General features: G+C 41.2%; 14 protein-coding genes, 25 tRNA genes and 3 rRNA genes. All 42 read left to right on the forward strand.

Going from position 1 to position 25600, the window contains the following annotated elements:
- Positions 1–35 precede the first annotated feature (35 nt).
- The 42 genes from hpt (at position 36) to IGJ55_RS02555 (ending at position 25555) form a co-directional block, all read left to right on the forward strand.
- The gene (hpt, locus tag IGJ55_RS02350) at positions 36–581 is read left to right on the forward strand and encodes a hypoxanthine phosphoribosyltransferase (protein ID WP_430607243.1); all 546 of its coding nucleotides are present in this window, start codon (positions 36–38) and stop codon (positions 579–581) included.
- Positions 582–680: 99 nt separating this feature from the next.
- The gene (ftsH, locus tag IGJ55_RS02355) at positions 681–2843 is read left to right on the forward strand and encodes an ATP-dependent zinc metalloprotease FtsH (protein ID WP_069641238.1); all 2163 of its coding nucleotides are present in this window, start codon (positions 681–683) and stop codon (positions 2841–2843) included.
- A gap of 377 nt (positions 2844–3220) precedes the next feature.
- Positions 3221–4117, forward strand: a complete 897-nt coding sequence (gene hslO, locus IGJ55_RS02360; RefSeq protein ID WP_430607244.1) for an Hsp33 family molecular chaperone HslO — start codon at positions 3221–3223, stop codon at positions 4115–4117.
- A gap of 12 nt (positions 4118–4129) precedes the next feature.
- The gene (dusB, locus tag IGJ55_RS02365; RefSeq protein ID WP_430607245.1) at positions 4130–5134 is read left to right on the forward strand and encodes a tRNA dihydrouridine synthase DusB; all 1005 of its coding nucleotides are present in this window, start codon (positions 4130–4132) and stop codon (positions 5132–5134) included.
- A gap of 94 nt (positions 5135–5228) precedes the next feature.
- On the forward strand, positions 5229–6725 hold the full coding sequence (gene lysS, locus IGJ55_RS02370; RefSeq protein WP_069641241.1) for a lysine--tRNA ligase: 1497 nt from the start codon (positions 5229–5231) through the stop codon (positions 6723–6725).
- Between the two features lie 85 nt (positions 6726–6810).
- Positions 6811–8204 (forward strand): IS3 family transposase gene (locus IGJ55_RS02375; protein ID WP_430607246.1). Its coding sequence is split into 2 segments (ribosomal slippage): positions 6811–7351 and positions 7351–8204, totalling 1395 coding nucleotides; the frame shifts between segments, so codons are not numbered across the junction.
- A 743-nt stretch (positions 8205–8947) separates the two neighbouring features.
- Positions 8948–10508: ribosomal RNA gene (locus IGJ55_RS02380) — 16S ribosomal RNA — on the forward strand.
- 274 nt (positions 10509–10782) lie between these two features.
- Positions 10783–13694, forward strand: a 23S ribosomal RNA gene (locus IGJ55_RS02385).
- 97 nt (positions 13695–13791) lie between these two features.
- A 5S ribosomal RNA gene (gene rrf / locus IGJ55_RS02390) occupies positions 13792–13907 on the forward strand.
- The 16S, 23S and 5S rRNA genes sit together here with 25 tRNA genes alongside, the layout of an rRNA operon.
- Positions 13908–13921: 14 nt before the next feature.
- Positions 13922–13994, forward strand: a tRNA-Val gene (locus tag IGJ55_RS02395).
- A gap of 6 nt (positions 13995–14000) precedes the next feature.
- Positions 14001–14073, forward strand: a tRNA-Lys gene (locus IGJ55_RS02400).
- 12 nt (positions 14074–14085) lie between these two features.
- A tRNA-Leu gene (locus IGJ55_RS02405) sits at positions 14086–14167 on the forward strand.
- 33 nt (positions 14168–14200) lie between these two features.
- A tRNA-Thr gene (locus IGJ55_RS02410) sits at positions 14201–14273 on the forward strand.
- Positions 14274–14281: 8 nt separating this feature from the next.
- Positions 14282–14353: transfer RNA gene (locus IGJ55_RS02415), tRNA-Gly, on the forward strand.
- Positions 14354–14367: 14 nt separating this feature from the next.
- A tRNA-Leu gene (locus tag IGJ55_RS02420) sits at positions 14368–14453 on the forward strand.
- A 98-nt stretch (positions 14454–14551) separates the two neighbouring features.
- Positions 14552–14625 (forward strand) — tRNA-Arg (locus IGJ55_RS02425).
- 10 nt (positions 14626–14635) lie between these two features.
- Positions 14636–14709, forward strand: a tRNA-Pro gene (locus IGJ55_RS02430).
- Between the two features lie 10 nt (positions 14710–14719).
- Positions 14720–14792 (forward strand) — tRNA-Ala (locus IGJ55_RS02435).
- Between the two features lie 21 nt (positions 14793–14813).
- A tRNA-Met gene (locus tag IGJ55_RS02440) sits at positions 14814–14887 on the forward strand.
- Positions 14888–14905: 18 nt separating this feature from the next.
- A tRNA-Ile gene (locus tag IGJ55_RS02445) sits at positions 14906–14979 on the forward strand.
- A gap of 25 nt (positions 14980–15004) precedes the next feature.
- A tRNA-Ser gene (locus IGJ55_RS02450) sits at positions 15005–15094 on the forward strand.
- Between the two features lie 127 nt (positions 15095–15221).
- Positions 15222–15295, forward strand: a tRNA-Met gene (locus IGJ55_RS02455).
- A gap of 50 nt (positions 15296–15345) precedes the next feature.
- Positions 15346–15419: transfer RNA gene (locus IGJ55_RS02460), tRNA-Asp, on the forward strand.
- Positions 15420–15431: 12 nt separating this feature from the next.
- A tRNA-Gly gene (locus IGJ55_RS02465) sits at positions 15432–15502 on the forward strand.
- A gap of 4 nt (positions 15503–15506) precedes the next feature.
- Positions 15507–15580 (forward strand) — tRNA-Ile (locus IGJ55_RS02470).
- Between the two features lie 18 nt (positions 15581–15598).
- Positions 15599–15686, forward strand: a tRNA-Ser gene (locus tag IGJ55_RS02475).
- 9 nt (positions 15687–15695) lie between these two features.
- Positions 15696–15767: transfer RNA gene (locus IGJ55_RS02480), tRNA-Glu, on the forward strand.
- A gap of 17 nt (positions 15768–15784) precedes the next feature.
- Positions 15785–15874: transfer RNA gene (locus IGJ55_RS02485), tRNA-Ser, on the forward strand.
- Positions 15875–16001: 127 nt separating this feature from the next.
- Positions 16002–16075: transfer RNA gene (locus IGJ55_RS02490), tRNA-Met, on the forward strand.
- Positions 16076–16125: 50 nt separating this feature from the next.
- Positions 16126–16199: transfer RNA gene (locus tag IGJ55_RS02495), tRNA-Asp, on the forward strand.
- Positions 16200–16217: 18 nt separating this feature from the next.
- Positions 16218–16290 (forward strand) — tRNA-Phe (locus IGJ55_RS02500).
- A gap of 17 nt (positions 16291–16307) precedes the next feature.
- A tRNA-Gly gene (locus IGJ55_RS02505) sits at positions 16308–16378 on the forward strand.
- An 11-nt stretch (positions 16379–16389) separates the two neighbouring features.
- Positions 16390–16463: transfer RNA gene (locus IGJ55_RS02510), tRNA-Ile, on the forward strand.
- 12 nt (positions 16464–16475) lie between these two features.
- Positions 16476–16547 (forward strand) — tRNA-Glu (locus IGJ55_RS02515).
- Between the two features lie 243 nt (positions 16548–16790).
- Complete coding sequence (gene licT / locus IGJ55_RS02520) at positions 16791–17633, forward strand: BglG family transcription antiterminator LicT (RefSeq protein ID WP_069640452.1); 843 nt, start codon at positions 16791–16793, stop codon at positions 17631–17633.
- A gap of 144 nt (positions 17634–17777) precedes the next feature.
- Positions 17778–19679 (forward strand): beta-glucoside-specific PTS transporter subunit IIABC, encoded by a 1902-nt coding sequence (locus tag IGJ55_RS02525; protein ID WP_069640451.1) that lies wholly within the window; start codon positions 17778–17780, stop codon positions 19677–19679.
- Between the two features lie 79 nt (positions 19680–19758).
- Positions 19759–21192, forward strand: coding sequence for a 6-phospho-beta-glucosidase (locus tag IGJ55_RS02530; RefSeq protein WP_430607248.1), 1434 nt, complete (start codon positions 19759–19761; stop codon positions 21190–21192).
- A 15-nt stretch (positions 21193–21207) separates the two neighbouring features.
- The gene (locus IGJ55_RS02535) at positions 21208–22020 is read left to right on the forward strand and encodes a histidine phosphatase family protein (protein WP_207120282.1); all 813 of its coding nucleotides are present in this window, start codon (positions 21208–21210) and stop codon (positions 22018–22020) included.
- A 127-nt stretch (positions 22021–22147) separates the two neighbouring features.
- Positions 22148–22909: a tyrosine-protein phosphatase gene (locus IGJ55_RS02540; protein ID WP_430607249.1), complete on the forward strand. Its 762-nt coding sequence runs from the start codon at positions 22148–22150 to the stop codon at positions 22907–22909.
- 24 nt (positions 22910–22933) lie between these two features.
- A complete protein-coding gene (locus tag IGJ55_RS02545; RefSeq protein ID WP_207120280.1) occupies positions 22934–23416 on the forward strand; it encodes a nucleoside deaminase in 483 nt (160 codons plus the stop codon).
- Between the two features lie 161 nt (positions 23417–23577).
- A complete protein-coding gene (locus tag IGJ55_RS02550) occupies positions 23578–23934 on the forward strand; it encodes a cupin domain-containing protein (RefSeq protein ID WP_069638842.1) in 357 nt (118 codons plus the stop codon).
- Positions 23918–25555, forward strand: coding sequence for a peptide ABC transporter substrate-binding protein (locus IGJ55_RS02555; protein ID WP_430607250.1), 1638 nt, complete (start codon positions 23918–23920; stop codon positions 25553–25555). Before IGJ55_RS02550 ends, IGJ55_RS02555 begins: the two co-directional genes overlap by 17 nt.
- Positions 25556–25600 lie beyond the last annotated feature (45 nt).

Raw genomic sequence — 25600 nt, forward strand, 5'->3', positions numbered from 1 at the left:
CATGAATAATGATCTCACAGGAAAAGGAGAGCACTATGTTAGAGAAAGATATTGAACGAGTTTTGATTAGCAAAGAACAAATTCTTGAAAAATCAATTGAACTTGGAAAACAACTAACAGAAGACTACAAGGATAAAAATCCATTAGTGATCGGTATTTTAAAGGGAGCAATTCCTTTTATGGCGGACATCACACGTACAATTGATACGTACTTAGAAATGGACTTTATGGATGTATCCAGCTATGGCAATACAACCGTGTCTTCTGGTGAAGTAAAAATCGTTAAAGATTTAGATACAAATGTTGAAGGTCGTGATATTCTGATTGTAGAAGATATCATTGACAGCGGACGTACGTTAGCCTATCTAGTTGATCTCTTTAAGTATAGAAAAGCAGCATCCGTAAAAATTGTAACATTGTTAGATAAACCGGAAGGCCGTGTGGTCGATATCGTTGCGGATTACGTTGGTTTTGACGTACCCAATGAGTTTGTTGTAGGTTACGGCTTAGATTATGCTGAACGCTATCGAAATCTTCCGTATGTAGGGGTATTAAAACCTGAAATCTACGAATCAAATTAATATCTCTCTTAGATTTAGTTATGTTACAATGTAAAGGTCAGGATTGATAAAAATAAACCGTAAAATTAAATTACGAACAGTAATCAAAGGAGGACAGGCATGAATAAAAAAAATAGCGGCATGAAAAATGGCCTTTATTATGTATTGCTGATTTTGGCGATGGTCATGGTTGTTTATTTCATTTTTGGAAATAACAATCCTCAGTCACCAGATATCGAATACTCAACCTTCAGTACCCAATTAGAAGAAGGTAAAGTGAAAGAACTGACGATCCAACCAACCAATGGTGTGTATAAGATCACAGGTCAGTACAAAGAAAAACAAGAAATCAAAAATACTGGTGGTCTTTCTTTATGGGGATCTACAGAAGTTTCAACTAAAGCATTTACTACCATTGTCTTACCAAGTGATATCACCTTATCAGGAATCCAAGATATGGCGAAAGATAATAATGTAAAACTTACAGTGAAAGAACAATCATCTAGTGGTGCTTGGCTTTCTATCTTATTTAGTTTCTTACCAATCGTATTGTTTATCTTCTTATTCTACATGATGATGGGACAACAAGGCGGCGGTGGCGGTGGGGGCGGCCGTGTCATGAACTTTGGTAAATCAAAAGCCAAAGAAGCAGACAAAAAAGCCAACCGCGTACGCTTCTCTGACGTAGCAGGAGCGGAAGAAGAGAAACAAGAATTAGTTGAAGTGGTCGAATTCTTAAAAGACCCTCGCCGTTTCGTTGAATTAGGTGCCCGCATCCCAGCAGGTGTTCTATTAGAAGGACCTCCGGGGACTGGTAAAACCTTACTTGCTAAAGCCGTTGCCGGTGAAGCAGGTGTACCGTTCTACTCTATCTCAGGTTCAGACTTCGTTGAAATGTTCGTCGGTGTCGGTGCAAGCCGTGTCCGTGACTTATTTGAAACAGCGAAGAAAAATGCACCAGCAATCATCTTCATCGATGAAATCGATGCCGTTGGTCGTCAACGTGGTGCTGGTATGGGCGGCGGACACGATGAACGTGAACAAACCCTAAACCAATTGCTTGTTGAAATGGATGGATTTGATGGCAACGAAGGCGTAATCGTCGTAGCTGCAACAAACCGTTCAGATGTATTGGATCCGGCATTATTACGTCCAGGCCGTTTTGACCGTCAAATTTTAGTTGGTCGTCCTGATGTAAAAGGCCGTGAAGCGATTCTTAAAGTTCATGCTCGTAACAAACCATTAGCTGACGATGTTGATTTGAAAGTCGTAGCACAACAAACACCAGGTTTTGCTGGTGCTGATTTAGAAAACGTCTTAAACGAAGCGGCTCTAGTTGCTGCTCGTCGTAATAAAAAGAAAATTGATGCATCCGATGTGGACGAAGCAGAAGACCGCGTAATTGCAGGTCCTGCGAAGAGAGATCGTGTGATCAATAAAAAAGAACGCGAAATGGTTGCTTACCACGAAGCAGGACATACCATTGTTGGTTTAGTCTTAAGCCGTGCCCGTATCGTTCATAAAGTAACGATCATTCCTCGTGGACGCGCTGGCGGTTATATGATCGCTTTACCAAAAGAAGATCAATTCTTAATGACCAAAGAAGACATGTTTGAACAAATCGTTGGATTACTTGGTGGACGTACAGCAGAAGAAATTATTTTCGATGTACAATCAACAGGTGCTTCTAATGACTTCGAACAAGCAACAGGGATTGCCCGCAGCATGGTAACTGAATATGGAATGAGTGACAAATTAGGTCCTGTTCAATATGAAGGAAACCACCAAGTCTTTGTTGGACGTGACTATGGTCAAACAAAAGCTTACTCAGAACAGGTAGCATTCGAAATCGATCAAGAAGTACGTCGTATCTTGATGGAAGCACACGATAAAGCGCGTGAAATCATTGAAACGCACCGTGCGCAACATAAACTAATTGCTGAAAAACTATTAGAGTATGAAACATTAGATGCTCGTAGTATCAAATCATTGTTTGAAGAAGGCGTTATGCCACAGGATGTTATCGATAGCCAATTCCCTAGTGAAAAGGCTCAAACATTCGAGGAAGCCAAACGTGCATTAGAAGAAAAAGATGCACAAAGACAAGCCGAAGAAAAACAAGACTTTGAGGAAGCGAAAAAAGAGTTACATGACGAAACGGAAGAAGTAAAAGCGGACAGTGAAAAAACAGAAGAAAAAGTTCAATCAGAAGTAAAATCTGATGAAGAACACAAAAATGATTCTGAATATGACCGTAACAACTTTGACGATCGTTACAAATAAGCACATGAAAGTCTCCGTTACACTCGTTCAGTGAGTGTAACGGAGACATTTTTAATAGTTGCGTGCGCAACCCATGGCATTGCTGTATTTTATAAGTAGCAGTTACAGCTTTTTATGTAGTATTGATTTGTACAACCTTACTGTATTTTGGTTTAAGAATTTATTTTCCTTTGAACCAATCGGCTAATAAATAAAAATACGTTTCATTGCCTATGGTCTATTACTCTAAAAAAAGCAAGTAGCACTTATCAGTTCCAATTGTTGGTCGCAACTTTTTTTTCTTTAGCTTAAAATGATTTAGTTGAAAAAATAGCCGAACACTAGTATTATCTGATAATGAGTTAGAAAAAGAAGCAAGTGAGAAGAGGAAAATAAAAATGGAAGATTACTTAGTTAAAGCATTATGCTATGAAGGATCAATTCGCGCTTATGCAGTTTGCGCAACCAATACAATCTCAGAAACACAAAAACGTCATGATACATGGAGTTCTTCGACAGCAGCGTTAGGCAGAACGATGGTCGGAGCTTTGCTTTTAGGCGCAACTCTGAAAGGCGAAGACAAATTAACCGTAAAAGTTCAAGGAAACGGACCAGCTGGCGCGATAGTTGTTGATAGCGATGGGGATGGGAATACAAAAGGTTACATTAAAAATCCGCATGTTAGTTTAACGTTAAATGAAAATGGTAAAATCGATGTTCGCGGTGCAGTTGGAACTGAAGGGATTTTTACAGTAATCAAAGATTTAGGCCTGAAAGAAACTTTTTCGGGGCAAACACCAATCGTTTCTGGCGAAATAGGAGAGGACTTTACTTATTTCATGGCAGTCTCTGAGCAAATCCCATCGGCAATCGGCTTAAGTGTTCTGGTTGATACCGATGAAAGTGTCAAGGCTGCAGGTGGATTTATGATTCAAGTAATGCCAGGTGCGGATGAAAAAACAATTGATTTTATTGAAAAACGGCTACAAGAAGTTCCGATGATTTCCCGTTTGATTGACGAAGGTGAATCGCCGGAAGGAATACTAGAGCGGTTGCTTGGAAAAGATGAAATCGAAATCTTAGAAAAAATGCCAGTGCAATTTAAATGTAACTGCTCAAAAGAAAAATTTGGCACGGCGATCATTGCAGTAGGATTAGATGAAATCAATGCTATGATTGAGGAAGATCATGGAGCTGAAGCTGTTTGTCAATTTTGCGGCAATAAATACCACTATAGCGAAGCTGATTTGATAGAATTAAGAGACGAAGCAACCAAAAATACTCGTGAAAAATAACAGGAGGTCCATATGTGGAAAATAGGAGATATCGAAATTCCTAACCGTGTCGTTGTAGCACCTATGGCGGGTATTAGTAATGCAGCTTTTCGTGTAACAGTCAAAGAGTTTGGTGCAGGACTAGTTGTCTGTGAAATGATTAGTGATAAGGGAATACAGCAAAGAAATAAAAAAACGCTAGATATGCTTTATATAGATGAGGAAGAATATCCATTAAGCGTACAAATTTTCGGTGGAGACAAAGAGAACTTAGTCGAAGCAGCTAAATTTGTAGAAGAAAATACGAAAGCGGCGATCATTGATATCAATATGGGATGCCCTGTAAATAAAGTCATTAAAGCAGAAGCTGGGGCAAAATGGCTATTAGACCCAAACAAAGTCTACGAAATGGTAGACGCTGTTTCCTCCGCTATAGATTTGCCAGTCACAGTTAAAATGAGAACTGGTTGGGATGAAGATCACTTATTTGCGGTTGAAAATGCGTTAGCTGCTGAAAAAGCAGGAGCCTCTGCCATTGCCATGCATGGTCGTACAAGAGTTCAAATGTATGAAGGTCAAGCAAATTGGGATATTTTAAAAGAAGTCAAACGACATCTGACGATTCCTTTTATGGGAAATGGGGATGTACGTACACCTGAAGATGCCAAACGTATGCTAGAATATGTGGGGGCTGACGGTGTGATGATCGGTAGAGCTGCCTTGGGGAATCCATGGATGATCCAACGTACGAAGCAATATCTTGAAACTGGAGAACTACTACCAGAGCCAACCCCCTTTGAAAAAATTGAAACAGCTAAAGTACACTTGCAACGTTTAACCGATTTAAAAGGTGAAAAAATTGCTACTAGAGAATTCAGGCAACACGCTGCTTATTATTTAAAGGGAATCCCGCGTGCGGCTAAAGTAAAAGTTGCAATCAATCAAGCGGAAAGTCAACAAGAGATGGTCGATTTAATGGAAGCCTTCCTAGAAAAAACAGAAAAACAGGCAGAAAATGAAGCAATCGAAACAATCTAACAAAAAAAGCCGGCTGAAACAAAAATTCGGCTTGCTTTTTTTTGTTTTAATGTGGCATTATAGGGGTATGTGATTTCAGAATGGAGGAAGTACAGTGGCAGATGAACAACAAACGCATGTAGAAGATCTAAATGATCAAATGCTTGTGCGTCGTGAAAAAATGGAAAATCTACGTGAAGAAGGGATCGACCCTTTCGGGAAGCGTTTTGAACGTACACATAATTCAAAAGAATTACATGAACAATTTGATCAACATTCAAAAGAAGAATTAAACGAAATGGATTTATCAACAAGTGTAGCTGGACGAATGATGACTAAACGAGGCAAAGGTAAAGCGGGTTTTGCGCATTTACAAGATCGTGATGGTCAAATCCAAATTTATGTACGGAAAGATCAAGTTGGTGATGAAGCGTATCAACTATTTAAACAAGCAGATCTAGGCGATTTCTTTGGTGTGACAGGGCAAATCATGAAGACAGATACTGGGGAAGTGACGGTTAAAGCGAAGACGATTGTCTTATTAACTAAGGCTTTACGCCCTTTACCAGATAAATACCATGGACTGACAAATATCGAGCAACGCTATCGTCAACGCTATTTAGATTTGATCAGTAATAAAGATAGCTTTGATCGCTTTATGAAACGTAGTCAAATCATCAGCGAAATTCGTCGTTATCTTGATGGTAATGGCTATGTAGAAGTTGAGACACCTGTCTTGCACAATGATGCTGGCGGTGCGGCAGCACGACCGTTTATTACCCATCATAATGCTTTAGATATGGAGTTATACCTGCGAATTGCCTTGGAGCTACATTTGAAACGCTTAATCGTCGGTGGTATGGAGAAAGTCTATGAAATCGGCCGAGTGTTCCGAAATGAAGGAACTGATACAACGCACAATCCAGAATTCACAATGTTAGAAGCCTATACTGCATATACAGATTATCAAGATGTGATGGATTTGACAGAAGGAATCATCCGTAATGCTGCAGAAAAAGTCTTAGGAACAACTGCAATCACTTACGATGGGCAAGAAGTCGATTTAGGCTCTGAGTTCAGAAGAGTGCATATGGTAGATGCAATCAAGGAACAAACAGGCGTAGATTTCTGGCAAGAAATGACGGTTGAAGAAGCACGCTCACTAGCAAAAGAACATAATGTAGAAATCAAAGATAGTATGGCAGTGGGACATATTCTAAACGAATTCTTTGAAACATTTGTTGAAGAAACTTTGCAACAACCAACATTTGTTTATGGTCATCCAGTGGAAGTTTCCCCCCTAGCGAAGAAAAATCCAGAAGATGCTCGATTTACAGATCGGTTTGAACTATTTATAGTAGGAAAAGAATTTGCAAATGCATTTACTGAATTGAATGACCCAATTGATCAACGTGAACGTTTTGAAGAGCAAGAAAAAGAACGTGAACAAGGAAATGATGAAGCGCATGGCGTGGATGAAGATTTTATTGAATCTTTAGAATATGGATTACCACCAACTGGCGGTCTAGGTATCGGTATCGATCGTCTAGTTATGCTTTTAACTGATGCCCAATCAATACGAGATGTCTTGTTATTTCCAACGATGAGATAAAAAATAAAAGAGTAGATTATTGACCGACAATTGAAGTGAGCCCCCTAAGTTAGACCAGAAAATCTAACTTAGGGGGCTTTTTATAGTGGCTAAATATGATTATGACTTTAAAAAATCAGTAGTTGAAGCGTATCAGAGGGGAGAAGGTGGGTATGTGGCTCTAGCTCGCCGATACGGTATTCCAGCTGATTCAACAGTAAGAAAATGGGTAAAGATTGTAGAAAAATTGGACTTTAATGCCTTAAACCGACGTAAAAATAAACAAACTTATTCTTCCAAATTCAAGCAAGATGTCATACACTATTATTTGACTAGCGGTGACTCTTACCTTAATGTCGCATTGAAATATGGATTGCCATCTGGAAATCTACTCCAACATTGGCACCAACTATTTCTGCGTGAAGGCATTGAAGGTCTCTTACCGAAACTGAAAGGAAGGCCTTCAATGACTAAGAAAAAGAAGAAACAAATACCAAAAAGGCCGTTAACGCGTGAACAAGAACTGGAACGAGAAAATGAACTGCTTCGTGCAGAACTGGCCTTCGTAAAAAAGCTCCGAGCTTTAGGGATGAATATCCCAGATCGACTCAAGAACGAGATGCACGAATCATCCACGAACTCCGAAAGGAGTTCCGATTAACGATTCTTCTTGAAGCGACAAAATTTCCTAAAGCGACATATATGTATTGGCAAAAGCGATTGAATCGTGGGAATCCAGATGCCAAGCTAGAGGAAACCATTCAAGAAATCTTCGAAGAAAACGATGGGAACTATGGGTATCGTCGGATTCCAATCGCCCTGAACGAACAGGGAGTAAAGGTAAATCAAAAGAAAATCCGTCGAATCATGCGTAAGCTTGGGCTGAAGAGCGTAAAGTTTACACGCAAATCACGTAAGTACAATTCCTACAAAGGGACTGTTGGACGAGTGGCAAAGAATCGGATTCACAGACGATTTGTTACCTCGGTTCCTCATCAAAAGATTACAACTGATACTTCTGAATTTAAGTATTATGAACAAGATACGAACGGAAAACCTGTCATCAAGAAGCTGTATTTAGACCCATTCCTAGATCTGTTTAACGGGGAAATTCTGTCCTATCGAATATCAGAAAAACCAAATGCAAAGGCCGTTCTTGATGCTCAAAAAGAAGCCATAGAACAAACAGCGGACTGCCCCTATCGTCGGACTTTCCATTCTGACCAAGGCTGGGCTTACCAGATGAATGGTTATAGAAAGCCTTTAGCGGAGAAAAAAATATTCCAGAGCATGTCCCGAAAAGTGAATTGTCTTGACAATTCACCGATGGAAAGCTTCTTTGGTCTATTAAAGCAAGAAATTTATTATGGTGTGATTTATACAAGCTTTAAAAGGTTGAAGAGGGCAATTAAAGAGTGGATTAATTACTATAATCATCACCGAATCAAAACAAGGCTCGGCTGCAGTCCCGTTCAATATCGCAAACGGATGACCGCATAAAAACCCGACCAAATTTCTTCGGTCGGGTTATGGTCTAACTATTGGGTCTCACTTCAAATCTACTCTTTTTTATTTTCTTAGAAATAGCAGGAAAAACAATCGATTTCACTATTCTATCTGCAAAAAAACGAACAATAAAGAACAAAAGTAATAGAATAATCGGTAACGAAAAAAACTTTGAAAAAAATAGAAATTTTAGTTGACCTAAGCCCAGAAACTTGGTATATTATATCTTGTCGCAAGGCACCAATGAAACACGCCGAACGATAGAAATAACATAACATCCTAACGGGTGAAAAAAACTTTAGGAATCAGAAAAATTATTGTTGACAAATGATAACTGACCTGATAAACTAATGAAGTTGTCTCAGAAATGAATGGCAATGAAAAAGAAATAAAATAACAATTCAGGTTTTAAAAAACTTGAAAAATCAGGAAAAAGTTGTTGACAAATAACAACAAACCTGATAAACTAATGAAGTTGTCGGCGAAACATTCGATAACATCAAGCAGAAAAAACTTTGAAACTTTTGAAGAAAAGTGTTGACATCAAATCAAAGATTTGATACGATATAAAAGTTGCTGCGAGGTAACACGGTAGACCTTTGAAAACTGAACAAAGTAAGACGAACCAAATGTGTAGGTTGTTTTTACAACGGTAAAAACAAACAACAATTTTTAACAAGCAAGCAATATGCTAGCAACCAAATGAGCTTATCGATCGCAAGATCGTGTTCAACTTTTATTATGAGAGTTTGATCCTGGCTCAGGACGAACGCTGGCGGCGTGCCTAATACATGCAAGTCGAACGCTTCTTTTCTACCGAGTGCTTGCACTCATTTGAAAAGAAGAGTGGCGGACGGGTGAGTAACACGTGGGTAACCTACCCATCAGAGGGGGATAACACTTGGAAACAGGTGCTAATACCGCATAATAGTCGACACCGCATGGTGTTGATTTGAAAGACGCTTTCGGGTGTCACTGATGGATGGACCCGCGGTGCATTAGCTAGTTGGTGAGGTAACGGCTCACCAAGGCCATGATGCATAGCCGACCTGAGAGGGTGATCGGCCACACTGGGACTGAGACACGGCCCAGACTCCTACGGGAGGCAGCAGTAGGGAATCTTCGGCAATGGACGAAAGTCTGACCGAGCAACGCCGCGTGAGTGAAGAAGGTTTTCGGATCGTAAAACTCTGTTGTTAGAGAAGAACAAGTAGGAGAGTAACTGCTCTTACCTTGACGGTATCTAACCAGAAAGCCACGGCTAACTACGTGCCAGCAGCCGCGGTAATACGTAGGTGGCAAGCGTTGTCCGGATTTATTGGGCGTAAAGCGAGCGCAGGCGGTTTCTTAAGTCTGATGTGAAAGCCCCCGGCTCAACCGGGGAGGGTCATTGGAAACTGGGAGACTTGAGTGCAGAAGAGGAGAGTGGAATTCCATGTGTAGCGGTGAAATGCGTAGATATATGGAGGAACACCAGTGGCGAAGGCGACTCTCTGGTCTGTAACTGACGCTGAGGCTCGAAAGCGTGGGGAGCAAACAGGATTAGATACCCTGGTAGTCCACGCCGTAAACGATGAGTGCTAAGTGTTGGAGGGTTTCCGCCCTTCAGTGCTGCAGCTAACGCATTAAGCACTCCGCCTGGGGAGTACGACCGCAAGGTTGAAACTCAAAGGAATTGACGGGGGCCCGCACAAGCGGTGGAGCATGTGGTTTAATTCGAAGCAACGCGAAGAACCTTACCAGGTCTTGACATCCTTTGACCACTCGAGAGATCGAGCTTTCCCTTCGGGGACAAAGTGACAGGTGGTGCATGGTTGTCGTCAGCTCGTGTCGTGAGATGTTGGGTTAAGTCCCGCAACGAGCGCAACCCTTATTGTTAGTTGCCATCATTCAGTTGGGCACTCTAGCGAGACTGCCGGTGACAAACCGGAGGAAGGTGGGGATGACGTCAAATCATCATGCCCCTTATGACCTGGGCTACACACGTGCTACAATGGGAAGTACAACGAGTCGCTAGGCCGCGAGGTCATGCAAATCTCTTAAAGCTTCTCTCAGTTCGGATTGTAGGCTGCAACTCGCCTACATGAAGCCGGAATCGCTAGTAATCGCGGATCAGCACGCCGCGGTGAATACGTTCCCGGGCCTTGTACACACCGCCCGTCACACCACGAAAGTTTGTAACACCCGAAGTCGGTGAGGTAACCCTTGTGGAGCCAGCCGCCTAAGGTGGGATAGATGATTGGGGTGAAGTCGTAACAAGGTAGCCGTATCGGAAGGTGCGGCTGGATCACCTCCTTTCTAAGGAATATTACGGAAACTTACACATTCGTCGACACTTTGTTCAGTTTTGAGAGGTTTACTCTTATAAATAGAAGATATCAATTGATTTTTTCTATTCATATAGTTCTCTCAAACGAATTGTTCATTGAAAACTGGATATTGAAGTAAAAAAGTAATCAAAACAAACCGAGAACACCGCGTTGAAGAGTTAATTAACTGTTCGAAGCTTATTTTATTGGTGACGCCTCTATCGCTAGAGAAACGAACCAAACAATTGACCGTAAGGTCATAAGGTTAAGTGAATAAGGGCGCACGGTGGATGCCTTGGCATTAGGAGCCGATGAAGGACGGGACTAACACCGATATGCTTTGGGGAGCTGTAAGTGAGCTATGATCCAGAGATTTCCGAATGGGGAAACCCAACATCTTTTATAGGATGTTACTTTCCAGTGAATACATAGCTGGTTAGAGGTAGACGCAGAGAACTGAAACATCTTAGTACCTGCAGGAAGAGAAAGAAAATTCGATTCCCTGAGTAGCGGCGAGCGAAACGGGAAGAGCCCAAACCAACAAGCTTGCTTGTTGGGGTTGTAGGACTCCGTTGTGGTAGTCTGTCAAGATAGTCGAAGAACCTGGAAAGGTTCGCCAAAGTGGGTAATAGCCCCGTAGACGAAATGTTGGCAACACCTAGGAGGATCCTGAGTACGGCGGAACACGAGAAATTCCGTCGGAATCCGCGGGGACCATCCCGCAAGGCTAAATACTCCCTAATGACCGATAGTGAACCAGTACCGTGAGGGAAAGGTGAAAAGCACCCCGGAAGGGGAGTGAAATAGATCCTGAAACCGTGTGCCTACAACAAGTCAAAGCCCGTTAATGGGTAATGGCGTGCCTTTTGTAGAATGAACCGGCGAGTTACGATTGCATGCGAGGTTAAGGTGAAGAGCCGGAGCCGCAGCGAAAGCGAGTCTGAATAGGGCGAATGAGTATGTAGTCGTAGACCCGAAACCATGTGATCTACCCATGGCCAGGTTGAAGGTGTGGTAAAACGCACTGGAGGACCGAACCCACGTACGTTGAAAAGTGCGGGGATGAGCTGTGGGTAGCGGAGAAATTCCAAACGAACTTGGAGATAGCTGGTTCTCTCCGAAATAGCTTTAGGGCTAGCGTCGAAGTTAAGAATGATGGAGGTAGAGCACTGTTTGGACTAGGGGCCCATCTCGGGTTACCGAATTCAGATAAACTCCGAATGCCATTCATTCATATTCGGCAGTCAGACTGCGAGTGATAAGATCCGTAGTCGAAAGGGAAACAGCCCAGACCACCAGCTAAGGTCCCAAAATATATGTTAAGTGGAAAAGGATGTGGGGTTGCACAGACAACTAGGATGTTGGCTCAGAAGCAGCCACCATTTAAAGAGTGCGTAATAGCTCACTAGTCGAGTGACCCTGCGCCGAAAATGTACCGGGGCTAAACATATTACCGAAGCTGTGGATCACACCTCTGGTGTGATGGTAGGAGAGCGTTCTAAGGGCGTCGAAGCTAGATCGTGAGGACTAGTGGAGCGCTTAGAAGTGAGAATGCCGGTATGAGTAGCGAAAGACGGGTGAGAATCCCGTCCACCGTATGACTAAGGTTTCCTGGGGAAGGCTCGTCCGCCCAGGGTTAGTCGGGACCTAAGCCGAGGCCGAAAGGCGTAGGCGATGGACAACAGGTTGATATTCCTGTACCAGTTGTTTTTGTTTGAGCAATGGAGGGACGCAGGAGGCTAAGGAATGCATGCGACTGGAAGTGCATGTCCAAGCAGTAAGTCTTGAGTAGAGTCAAATGCTTTACTCTGTACGGACAAGCTGTGATGGGGAGGGAAATAATAGTACCGAAGTTCCTGATGTCACACTGTCAAGAAAAGCTTCTAGTGAGAAAACAACTGCCCGTACCGTAAACCGACACAGGTAGTCGAGGAGAGTATCCTAAGGTGAGCGAGCGAACTCTCGTTAAGGAACTCGGCAAAATGACCCCGTAACTTCGGGAGAAGGGGTGCTGACTTCGGTCAGCCGCAGTGAATAGGCCCAAGCGACTGTTTATCAAAAACACAGGTCTCTGCAAAATCGAAAGATGAAGTATAGGGGCTGACGCCTGCCCGGTGCTGGAAGGTTAAGAGGATGGGTTAGCTTCGGCGAAGCTCAGAATTGAAGCCCCAGTAAACGGCGGCCGTAACTATAACGGTCCTAAGGTAGCGAAATTCCTTGTCGGGTAAGTTCCGACCCGCACGAAAGGCGTAACGATTTGGGCACTGTCTCAACGAGAGACTCGGTGAAATTTTAGTACCTGTGAAGATGCAGGTTACCCGCGACAGGACGGAAAGACCCCATGGAGCTTTACTGTAGCTTGATATTGAGTGTTTGTACCACATGTACAGGATAGGTAGGAGCCGATGAACCCGGAACGCTAGTTTCGGTGGAGGCGCTGGTGGGATACTACCCTTGTGTTATGAACCCTCTAACCCGCACCACTTATCGTGGTGGGAGACAGTGTCAGGTGGGCAGTTTGACTGGGGCGGTCGCCTCCTAAAGAGTAACGGAGGCGCCCAAAGGTTCCCTCAGAATGGTTGGAAATCATTCGCAGAGTGTAAAGGCAGAAGGGAGCTTGACTGCGAGACTTACAAGTCGAGCAGGGACGAAAGTCGGGCTTAGTGATCCGGTGGTTCCGCATGGAAGGGCCATCGCTCAACGGATAAAAGCTACCCTGGGGATAACAGGCTTATCTCCCCCAAGAGTCCACATCGACGGGGAGGTTTGGCACCTCGATGTCGGCTCGTCGCATCCTGGGGCTGTAGTCGGTCCCAAGGGTTGGGCTGTTCGCCCATTAAAGCGGCACGCGAGCTGGGTTCAGAACGTCGTGAGACAGTTCGGTCCCTATCCGTCGCGGGCGTTGGAAATTTGAGAGGAGCTGTCCTTAGTACGAGAGGACCGGGATGGACTTACCGCTGGTGTACCAGTTGTTCTGCCAAGGGCATTGCTGGGTAGCTATGTAGGGAAGGGATAAACGCTGAAAGCATCTAAGTGTGAAGCCCACCTCAAGATGAGATTTCCCATTTCTTTAAGAAAGTAAGACCCCTCAGAGATGATGAGGTAGATAGGTTGGAAGTGGAAGTGCAGTGATGTACGGAGCGGACCAATACTAATCGGTCGAGGACTTAACCAAAGAAACGAAATAAAAAAGTTTTTCGGAATGTTTGATTCTATTACTTCAATCCAGTTTTGAGTGAATAATCACTCAACTAAATAGCAACAACACCCAGTGTGGTGGCGATAGCGAGAAGGATACACCTGTTCCCATGCCGAACACAGAAGTTAAGCTTCTTAGCGCCGATTGTAGTGAAGGGTTTCCCTTTGTGAGAGTAGGACGTCGCCACGCTAAAGTGTTGTCTTGGAGGTTTAGCTCAGCTGGGAGAGCACCTGCCTTACAAGCAGGGGGTCGGCGGTTCGATCCCGTCAACCTCCATTTTTTGAGCCGTTAGCTCAGTTGGTAGAGCATCTGACTTTTAATCAGAGGGTCGCAGGTTCGAGCCCTGCACGGCTCATAGGAATATTTTGCGGGTGTGGCGGAATTGGCAGACGCACTAGATTTAGGATCTAGCGCCTTACGGCGTGGGGGTTCAAGTCCCTTCACCCGCATTTTTAGTCTTGTTTTTAACTAGGCGCTTATACGCCGGCTTAGCTCAGTTGGTAGAGCATCTGATTTGTAATCAGAGGGTCGAGGGTTCAAATCCTTTAGCCGGCATCCAGACTGCGGAAATAGCTCAGTGGTAGAGCACCACCTTGCCAAGGTGGGGGTCGCGGGTTCGAACCCCGTTTTCCGCTTAGCTTGTTCTTTCGCCGGGGTGGCGGAACTGGCAGACGCACAGGACTTAAAATCCTGCGGTGAGTGATCACCGTACCGGTTCGATTCCGGTCCTCGGCATTGCTTTGAAACACTATAAATGTCAATTGTACAATTGACAGAATAGATGTTGGCAAGTACGAAGTAGATGAATTCATCTGGCTTTGATCCTTGTTTTAGCACCCATAGCTCAACTGGATAGAGTGCTTGACTACGAATCAAGAGGTTAGGGGTTCGACTCCCTTTGGGTGCATTTTAAAATACGGGAAGTAGCTCAGCTTGGTAGAGCACTTGGTTTGGGACCAAGGGGTCGCAGGTTCGAATCCTGTCTTCCCGATTCATTTTGTGGGGCCTTAGCTCAGATGGGAGAGCGCCTGCTTTGCACGCAGGAGGTCAGCGGTTCGATCCCGCTAGGCTCCATTAGTAACAATTTATTATTTTCGCGGTGTAGCTCAGCTGGCTAGAGCGTCCGGTTCATACCCGGGAGGTCGGGGGTTCGATCCCCTTCGCCGCGATTCCTTTTTAAGAGCCAAGGACCTTTAGCTCAGTTGGTTAGAGCAGACGGCTCATAACCGTCCGGTCGTAGGTTCGAGTCCTACAAGGTCCATTGTAGTGACACTTATATTTATTCCGGAGGATTACCCAAGTCCGGCTGAAGGGAACGGTCTTGAAAACCGTCAGGCGGGTAAAACCGTGCAAGGGTTCGAATCCCTTATCCTCCTTTGTTGATAAACATCAGTGCTAAAGCACTGTGGTTATCAATACTTGGCGAAGAAAGTGAGAGAAGTAAACCTTACTAGAAATCACCAAGAGTATCACCTTTCTATAGTCAAGATAGACTATAATTATCGCGGGGTGGAGCAGTCAGGTAGCTCGTCGGGCTCATAACCCGAAGGTCGTAGGTTCAAATCCTGCCCCCGCAATTGCTTTTAAAGAAGCAAAAAGTTATTAGTGACGCAACACAATAACGAATGGTTTGGTAGTTCAGCTGGTTAGAATGCCTGCCTGTCACGCAGGAGGTCGCGGGTTCGAGTCCCGTCCAGACCGTTTTAAATTTTTGCGGGTGTAGTTTAGTGGTAAAACCACAGCCTTCCAAGCTGTCGTCGCGAGTTCGATTCTCGTCACCCGCTTTATGGGCCTATAGCTCAGCTGGTTAGAGCGCACGCCTGATAAGCGTGAGGTCGATGGTTCGAGTCCATTTAGGCCCATTTTTAAATTATTTTCTTGGGGAAGTACTCAAGTGGCTGAAGAGGCGCCCCTGCTAAGGGTGTAGGTCGGGTAACCGGCGCGAGGGTTCAAATCCCTCCTTCTCCGTTTCATAGCGGCCCGTTGGTCAAGCGGTTAAGACACCGCCCTTTCACGGCGGTATCACGGGTTCGATTCCCGTACGGGTCATTTTTTATATTTATTCCGGAGGATTACCCAAGTCCGGCTGAAGGGAACGGTCTTGAAAACCGTCAGGCGGGTAAAACCGTGCAAGGGTTCGAATCCCTTATCCTCCTTTGTTGATAAACATCAGTGCTAAAGCACTGTGGTTATCAATACTTGGCGAAGAAAGTGAGAGAAGTAAACCTTACTAGAAATCACCAAGAGTATCACCTTTCTATAGTCAAGATAGACTATAATTATCGCGGGGTGGAGCAGTCAGGTAGCTCGTCGGGCTCATAACCCGAAGGTCGTAGGTTCAAATCCTGCCCCCGCAATTGCTTTTAAAGAAGCAAAAAGTTATTAGTGACGCAACACAATAACGAATGGTTTGGTAGTTCAGCTGGTTAGAATGCCTGCCTGTCACGCAGGAGGTCGCGGGTTCGAGTCCCGTCCAGACCGTTATCACTTTAGTTTCTTGGCGCAGTAGCTCAGTTGGTAGAGCAACGGATTGAAGCTCCGTGTGTCGGCAGTTCGATTCTGTCCTGCGCCATTTCAAAGAAGAAGCATGCGGGTGTAGTTTAGTGGTAAAACCACAGCCTTCCAAGCTGCCGTCGCGAGTTCGATTCTCGTCACCCGCTTTTTTCTTTAAGGGCCTATAGCTCAGCTGGTTAGAGCGCACGCCTGATAAGCGTGAGGTCGATGGTTCGAGTCCATTTAGGCCCATAATTTTTAAATGGCCCGTTGGTCAAGCGGTTAAGACACCGCCCTTTCACGGCGGTATCACGGGTTCGATTCCCGTACGGGTCATGTTAAAAAACATTTAGCTTTATGCTGAATGTTTTTTTATAAAATAATTATGAAAACGTTGACATCCCACTGATAATAAGGTATTCTATGCTTGTACTCAACAACTGAATAAATGGATAGTGATTGTTTAAATACAAGCTAAACCTAATTTTTCCAATGAAGAGGAGATTCTTCTTTTTTGGAAAGGTTGGGTTTTTCTTTTTTTACAATTGAAGGAGTAAATCTGAATAAAGGAGTGAAAAAATGATTATTCAAAAAATTTTGAATAATAATGTTGTGATTACGTTGGATGTAAATGAGCAGGAACAAATAGTGATGGGGCGTGGTATTGCTTTTAAAAGAAAAATTGGAGACTTTGTTGCAGAAGGTCAAATAGATCAAGTATTTCGTTTAGCAAACAAGGATACTTCTTTGAAGTTTCAAGAATTACTTGGTGATTTGCCTTTAGAAGTGATGCAATTGTCAGATGAGATTATTAAGTATGCTAAAACAAAGCTCGGCAGAAAATTAAATGATACAATCTTTATTTCTTTAACCGATCATCTTCATACTGCTTTAGAGCGAATACGTCAAGGGATTGAAGTGAAAAACTTCCTATTATGGGATATTAAACGTTTTTTTTCAGATGAATATGACATTGGAAATAAAGCATTAGAAATGGTTAAACAAAAATTCGATGTTCAACTTCCAGAAGATGAAGCAGGATTTATAGCACTGCATATAGTGAATGCGGAAATGGATGAAGAAGTTGGGAATGTCTACGAGTTAACAAAAATCATGCAGGAAATTACGAATATTGTTAAGTATCATTTTAAAATTACTTATAATAAAGACTCTGTTTATTTTTATCGCTTTAGTACTCATTTAAAATTTTTTGCTTATCGTTTATTAAATCATAAAGAATTCCAGGATGAAGATGACGGAGAATTATATGAAGTAATCAAAAAAAAATATCGTAATGCCTATAATTGTGTGAATAAGATTGCTGATTTTTTAACCGAAAGTTATCATTATACAATTTCAAAAGAAGAAAAAATGTATTTAATTATTCACATTGCACGAGTGGTACAAACAAATAGTCAGTAAGATTATTAAATCTTAGCTTAGATTTTTTATAAAAAGAAAGGTGGATAGCATAGTTATAAAGAAAAACCCTTTGGATAGTGACATTAAGTTGGCTAAACCTTCAAATGTGTTAACTAACAAACTAAACTTTGGAGGAACAAAAAAATGGGAAAATATCGTGATTTAGCGCAGAAAATTGTTGATAATGTAGGCGGAAAAGAAAATATTAATAGTTTGACTCACTGTATTACTCGCTTGCGATTTAAGTTGAAAGATGAATCAAAAGCAAATGATGAAATTTTAAAAAATATGGATGGCGTTGTGACTGTTATGAAAAGTGGTGGCCAATACCAAGTTGTAATTGGGAATCATGTACCCGCAGTTTATGAAGATGTTGTAAGTATTGCAGGAATTTCCGCTGATGCAGAACAAGAATCTTCTGGTGGAAATCTATTCAATCGTTTGATTGATATCTTGAGCGGTTGTTTCCAACCCTTTCTAGGAGCACTAGCTGCAGCTGGGATGGTAAAAGGATTAAATGCATTACTTGTTTTCTTGAAATTATATTCAGATACTTCTGGAACATACACGATGCTAAACGGTATCGGAGATGCGATATTCTATTTTATGCCAGTTATTCTAGGTTATACAGCTGCTAGAAAATTCAATTTGAACCCAATGGTGGGTATTGTCATCGGGGCAGCACTTTGTTACCCAACAGTACAAGGCAGCGCATTACAAGCTGTATTTGAAGAAACTGCTGGAGCAGGAGCAGCAGCACCATACAGTTTATTAGGATTACCAGCTTATAATACATTTTTAGGCATTCCTTGGGTTGGTGCTGGTTATACTAGTAGTGTCGTACCAATCATATTCATTGTGGCATTTGCAGCTCAGATTCAAAAACTCTTCAAGAAACTGATTCCTGAAGTTGTCCAAACATTCTTGGTACCATTTTTTGTATTGTTAATTGCACTACCAGTTGGTTTCTTAGTAATCGGTCCAATCATTAGTATGTTGACAGATTTACTAAGTGCTGGCTTCCAAGCATTGATGGGCTTCTCACCAGCTTTATATGGCGTTATTCTTGGCTTCTTCTGGCAAGTATTGGTTATTTTTGGATTACACTGGAGTGTTGTGCCGCTTGCAATTATGCAGATTACTCAAGAAGGTGCAAGTCAAGTATTAGTAGGATCATTTGCAGCAAGTTTTGCACAAACTGCAGTAGTTATGGCAATGTTCTTCAAGCTAAAAGATACAAAAGTGAAAGCTTTATGCCCGCCAGCAATTATTTCAGGTATCTTTGGAGTAACGGAACCGGCAATTTATGGAATTACATTACCTAAAAAGACTCCGTTTATTTATTCAATGATTGGAGCGGCAGTTGGTGGTTTGTATTTAATGTTTAATGGTGTTACTTCTTATACAATGGGTGGTTTAGGAATCTTTGGTGTTTTAAACTTTATCAATGGTGATGATGCGAGTGGAATGATTCATTCTTTTGTAGCCATTTTAATCGCAATGGCAATCGGTTTTGCTTTAACGTTCTTCTTCTGGAAGGATGATACAGTTATGGAAGAAATAACTGAAAATAAAAATGCTCAAAAAGCAATTAAAGAAGCAGTATTAAGTCCAGTTAAAGGTCGTGTTTTACCTTTGACCCAAGCTAGTGACCAAGCATTTGCACAAGGTGCTTTAGGTAAAGGTGTTTTGATTGAACCAACTGAAGGAGTTGTAAGAGCACCATTTGACGGAACTGTTATGACCTTGTTCCCAACCTTACATGCGATAGGGTTAATTTCTGATCAAGGAATGGAGTTATTGATCCATATCGGTATGGATACCGTTCAACTAGAAGGAAATGGTTTTGAAGCAAAAGTAGCGCAAGGCGACAAAGTGAAAAAAGGACAATTATTAGTTACCTTTGATATTGAAGCAATTAAAGAAGCAGGTTATAGTGTTGAAACACCGATTATCGTTACAAATACGGGTGATTATCTAGATATTGTAGAAACGCAAGATCGTGAAGTAACGTCCGATGATACACTAATTACTGGTTTAACTTAAAAATAAATAGAAGAGAATAGTGCTTACGGTAGACTCAAACGGATGCTATCGTAAGCCTTATATAGAAAGGAATTTTGACATGGCATTTAGAAAAGATTTTTTATGGGGTGGCGCAACTGCAGCCAATCAATGTGAAGGCGGCTATAACGAAGGCGGCCGAGGGTTAGCGAACGTGGATTTAGCACCAGTTGGACCAGACCGTTTTCCAGTGATCACAGGCGAGAAAAAGATGTTCGCTTTTGAGGAGGACCATTTTTACCCTGCACAAACTGCGATTGACATGTACCACCGTTATAAAGAAGATATCGCACTATTTGGCGAAATGGGGTTTAAAACTTACCGTTTATCAATTGCCTGGAGCCGTATTTTCCCTCTAGGAGACGAGACAGAGCCCAATGAAGAAGGGTTGAAGTTCTATGAAGATTTGTTCAAAGAATGCCGCAAGCACAATATTGAGCCTCTTGTAACGATCACGCATTTTGATTGTCCAATGCATTTAGTTGAAAAATATGGCGCGTGGCGCAGTCGTGAAATGGTTGGTTTTTATGAAAATCTTTGTCACGCAATTTTCAATCGTTATAAAGGCTTAGTGAAATATTGGTTAACCTTCAACGAAATCAATATGATTTTACATGCACCATTTATGGGCGCAGGTCTTTATTTTGAAGAAGGCGAAAACAAAGAACAAGTCAAATATCAAGCCGCACACCACGAACTATTAGCAAGTGCGATTGCCACAAAAATCGCTCACGAAGTTGACCCAGAAAACCAAGTTGGCTGTATGTTAGCGGCTGGCACAAACTATGCTTATACGTGTAAACCAGAAGATGTTTGGGCAGCGAAAAAAGCTGATCGTGAGAATTTCTTCTTTATCGACGTTCAATCTCGCGGAGAATATCCAGCATATGCGTTGAAAGAATTAGAACGTGAAGGCATCAAATTACCAATTGAAGAAGGCGATTTAGAATTACTGAAAGCACACACAGTAGACTTTATTTCATTTTCTTATTACTCATCACGTGTTCAATCAACGGATCCAGCGATCAATGAAAAAACAGCTGGAAATATCTTTGCCTCAGTGAAAAATCCATATTTAGAAGCAAGTGAATGGGGTTGGCAAATCGATCCACTAGGATTGCGTGTGACAATGAATGACTTATATGATCGTTACCAAAAACCATTATTTATCGTTGAAAACGGCTTAGGTGCAGTGGATGAACCAGATGAAAACGGCAATGTGATCGATGATTACCGAATCGAATATCTAGCGGCACACATCCAAGCGATGAAAGATGCAGTAGAACTTGATGGCGTAGATCTTTTAGGCTATACGACATGGGGCTGTATCGATCTTGTTTCAGCTGGAACTGGCGAAATGAAAAAACGCTATGGATTCATTTATGTCGATCGCGATAACGAAGGAAATGGCACCTTGAAACGTTCGAAGAAAAAATCATTTGACTGGTATAAAAAAGTCATTGCGACAAATGGGGAAGATTTGACAAACGCATAATGAGGAGGCAATCAAATGAAAAAAGCACTAAAATTGTTTGGAATTTTAATGTTAGGGTTGTTAGTCGTTGCCGGTTGTGGCAACGAAAAGAAAGAAGAATCATCAACCGCTAAAAAAAGACCAGAAGAATTGACTCTGTATATTGTCCGTCATGGTAAAACCATGCTAAATACGACTGATCGGGTTCAAGGTTGGTCAGATGCAGTTTTAACTAAAGCAGGTGAAGATGTCGTAACAGCTGCAGGGGTTGGCTTAAAAGATATTGATTTCCAAAATGCTTACAGTAGTGATAGCGGTCGAGCAATTCAGACAGCTAATTTGATCGTAAAAGAAAACAAAAAATCATCTGATTTAAAAGTTATTACAGATGAACGTCTAAGAGAATTTAATTTTGGAACATATGAAGGTGACTTAAACCACACAATGTGGCAAGATATTGCCGATGATCAAGGAGTCACATTAGAAGAATTTTTAAAGAATATGACGCCCGAATCGTTTGCCAATAGTGTCGCCAAATTAGATGCTAAAAATGTCGAAGAAGCTAAAGTCAACTGGCCAGCAGAAGACTATAAGACAATTACTACTCGACTTCAAGCAGGGTTAGAGGACATCGTTGAAAAAGAAATGAAAAATGAAGGGTCTGGGAATGTTCTGATCGCATCACATGGATTAAGTATCTCTGCATTATTGGCTACTCTGTTTGATGACTATAAAATTCCAGAGGGTGGATTAAAAAACGCAAGTGTTTGTACTGTAAAGTATAAAGATGGCAAATACACATTAGATAAAGTCAATGATTTAAGTTATGTGGAAGCTGGACAAAAATAAATGCTTGGAATGAAATGATTTTTTACACTTAATTCAGGTTTGATTTATACAAAATTCGATCAAAGAAACATTTTTGATCGAATTTTGTGTATAATAAGAACAAAAAGAAGGAAAAGGGCTAAAAAATATGGTAACTATTACAAATTTTCGTGACATCGGTGGTATAAAAAATAAAGAAGGAAAACAAATCAAAAAAGGGGTGTTTCTACGCTCTGGAGAGTTGTCTAATTTAACCAATGATGACCAAAAACGTTTAGAAACAACCTATCATTTAGGCAAAATCATTGATTTAAGAAGTGAAGCAGAAGTAGAAGAAAGACCAGATATATCTGTCCCAAAAACAGAATATATCCATATTGATATTTTAGAAGATATTCAAGATGAAGGAGCTTCTATCAGTGATTTCGTTAAAATTGGTTCTCCAGAAAAGTCTGCCTCTTACATGGAAAAATTATATGCAGATATTGCGTTGAATACGACTGCTCAAAAAGGCTACAATAAATTTTTTGAAGAAATTTTAGCTTTGCCGCAAAAAGAAAGTATTTTATTTCACTGTTTTGCTGGGAAAGACCGTACTGGAATTGCAGCATTGTTGATTTTAGAAACATTAGATGTACCAAAAGAAGCGATTTACACAGATTATTTAGTAACAAATAATTTAAGAAAAAAAGAAAATGCCATGATTTTAGAGCAAGCTAAAACAGCACAGCTAGAAGAGTCTAATTTAGAAGCATTACATGTTGCTTTAAATGTTGATAGTCGTTATTTAGATAATTTTTATAAGACTGTTGAAAAACAATACGGTGATATCACGACTTATTTAAAACAAGCAATTGGGATCAATAAAACAACAAAAGAAACGTTGAACCATCGTTTTATTTTAGAATAAATGCGATAGAAGTAGAGGTTGATTATGAATAAGAAGCAACATATTGAACGGCTGAATCGGTGTATCGAAATTTCTAGAAAGGCCCGTGAGCATGGCAACACTCCGTTTGGGGCTTTGCTAGCTGATAAAGCAGGAAATATTCTTTTAGAGCAGGAAAATGTCGAAATTACTGAAAATATCTGTACAGGCCATGCGGAAACTACTTTGGCAGCAAAAGCTTCACAAAAATATAGCAAAGAATTCTTGTGGGAGTGTATACTATATACTACAGCTGAACCATGTGCAATGTGTACGGGAACAATCTACTGGGGAAATATAGGAACGATCGTTTACGCAATGACTGAAAAGCGATTACTAGAATTAACTGGAGATAATGATCAAAACCCAACATTCGATTTACCTTCGAAGGAAATCCTAAGCCATGGACAAAAGAATATTCAAATCATCGGTCCATTTCCAGAAGTCGAGCAAGCAGCAGCAGCTGTTCATCACGGTTATTGGAACTAACTAAAAAGTAGAAATCATTCATTTTGTTGAATCATTTCTACTTTTTTATTTCCTTAAACATAAAATGTCAGAATTTTCCGAAAGGTTATTGACTTATTAGCATGTTAAGGCAATAATAGATAAAATCACTTATAAAAAAATAAGAAGGAGTATAGTATAAAATGATTATTAAGCCATCACTACCGCAAGAAATGACGATTTTTTTCGATGCAGAGAATCAACCAAATAAAAATGTTCAGATGGGCGTTATTGTCTTACAACCAGGAGAAAAACGTCCTTTAGAAGGATTTGCTAGACATGACCAAGATGAATATTCTTACGTTGTCTCTGGTAAAGCACATACGATTTTAGAAGACGGCCAAGATTTGATTGGCACACCTGGCGATGCGCAATTGATCGAAGCAGGTGAAGGACACATCAACTATAACAATGGAGATGAGGCAGCAGTTGTTGTTTGGATGTTAGTTGAGCGAATAGAAACTAAATATAAGGGAGAAATGTATGAAAAAAACAATTAAATCGATCATTGGATTAACCGCACTGATGACCATTATTTCGGGATGTTCTGGTGGAAAACAAAAAGAAGTTGCAGAAGCCACAAAACCGTTAAATTTAATGTCACCTTCAGAATTAACGACTTTAGACACGTCGGTTATGTTAGATTTTCCAGATGCAATCGTCCAAACCGCAGCTTTTGAAGGTCTATACGCACTAGACGACAAGGACCAATTGATTCCGGCTACAGCAAAAGAAATGCCAGAAATCTCTGAAGATGGTAAAACATACACAATCAAGCTAAGAGAAGAGGCTAAATGGAGCAATGATGATCCTGTTACTGCAAAGGATTTTGAATATGCTTGGAAAAAAATGATCGATCCTAGCAATGGATTTGTGTATAGCTTCTTGGTCGTAGATACTATTTTAAATGCTGAAGATATTTCCGAAGGGAAAAAACCAGTCGATGAACTTGGTGTCAAAGCATTAGATGAGCATACGTTGGAAGTCAAATTGAAAGAAGCGAAACCATATTTCACCTCAGTTTTGGCTTTTCCAACGTTTTTCCCGCAAAATCAAAAATTTGTCGAAAAAATGGGTACTGACTATGGAACGACAAGCGAAAATGTTGTTTACAATGGACCATTTACTGTAGCAAATTGGAAACAAACCGATTTAAGCTGGGATCTCAATAAAAATGAAAAATACTGGGATCAATCAAATGTAAAGTCTGACAAAATCCATTATGAAGTCGTCAAAGAGGCATCGACTGCACTGAATCTTTTTGAAGATGGTCAATTGGATGTCGCAACCGTTACAGGTGAACTAGCAAAGCAAAATCAAAGTAATCCAGACTATCATTCATATCCGGCCGCTACGATGAACTATATTCGCTTAAATCAAAAGCGTAAAGACAAAGATACACCGTTAAAAAATGAAAATCTAAGAAAAGCCTTAGCCCTTGGAATCGATAAAGAAAACTTAGTAAATAATATTATTGCGGATGGGTCTAAGCCGTTATATGGAGCAATTACAGAAGGCTTTGTCAGCAATCCTAAAACAGGTGTCGATTTCAGAGAAGAAGCTGGCGATTTGATGAAGTATAATCAAGAAGAAGCCTTAAAATATTGGGCGCTTGCTAAAAAAGAATTAGGGGACAAGATTACATTAGATTTGATAGTCACAGATGATGGTTCTTATAAAAAAATGGGAGAGAGCCTTCAAGGGAGTCTCGAAAAACTATTCTCTGGTTTAACGATCAATGTTTCAGCATTACCGACTGAAACGGCATTGAATCTTAGCCGAGAAAGTGATTACGATATGTTCCTGATCTATTGGACTCCTGATTATCAAGATCCAATTTCTACCCTGAACATGTTACGTACAGGAAATGATCGTAATTACTCTAATCCTAAATATGATGCCTTATTAGATGATGCATCACAAAAATATGCGACTGATTTAGAGAAACGTTGGGAAACGTTGATTGCCGCTGAAAAAGAAGGAATTGAGACAACCGCTGGAATGATTATTATCAGTCAAAATCAACAATCCGTTTTGCAAAATCCACAAGTCAAAGGGCTGAGTTATCATACTTTTGCAGCCCCATTAACCTTGAAAAATGTCTATAAAGCAGTAGAATAAAAGTACTAAAAAAAGTCTTTTAAGAAAGGCTTTTTTTAGTCAAAT

The sequence above is a fragment of the Enterococcus sp. AZ170 genome (assembly GCF_050545135.1).
Lineage (GTDB): Bacteria > Bacillota > Bacilli > Lactobacillales > Enterococcaceae > Enterococcus_L > Enterococcus_L ureilyticus.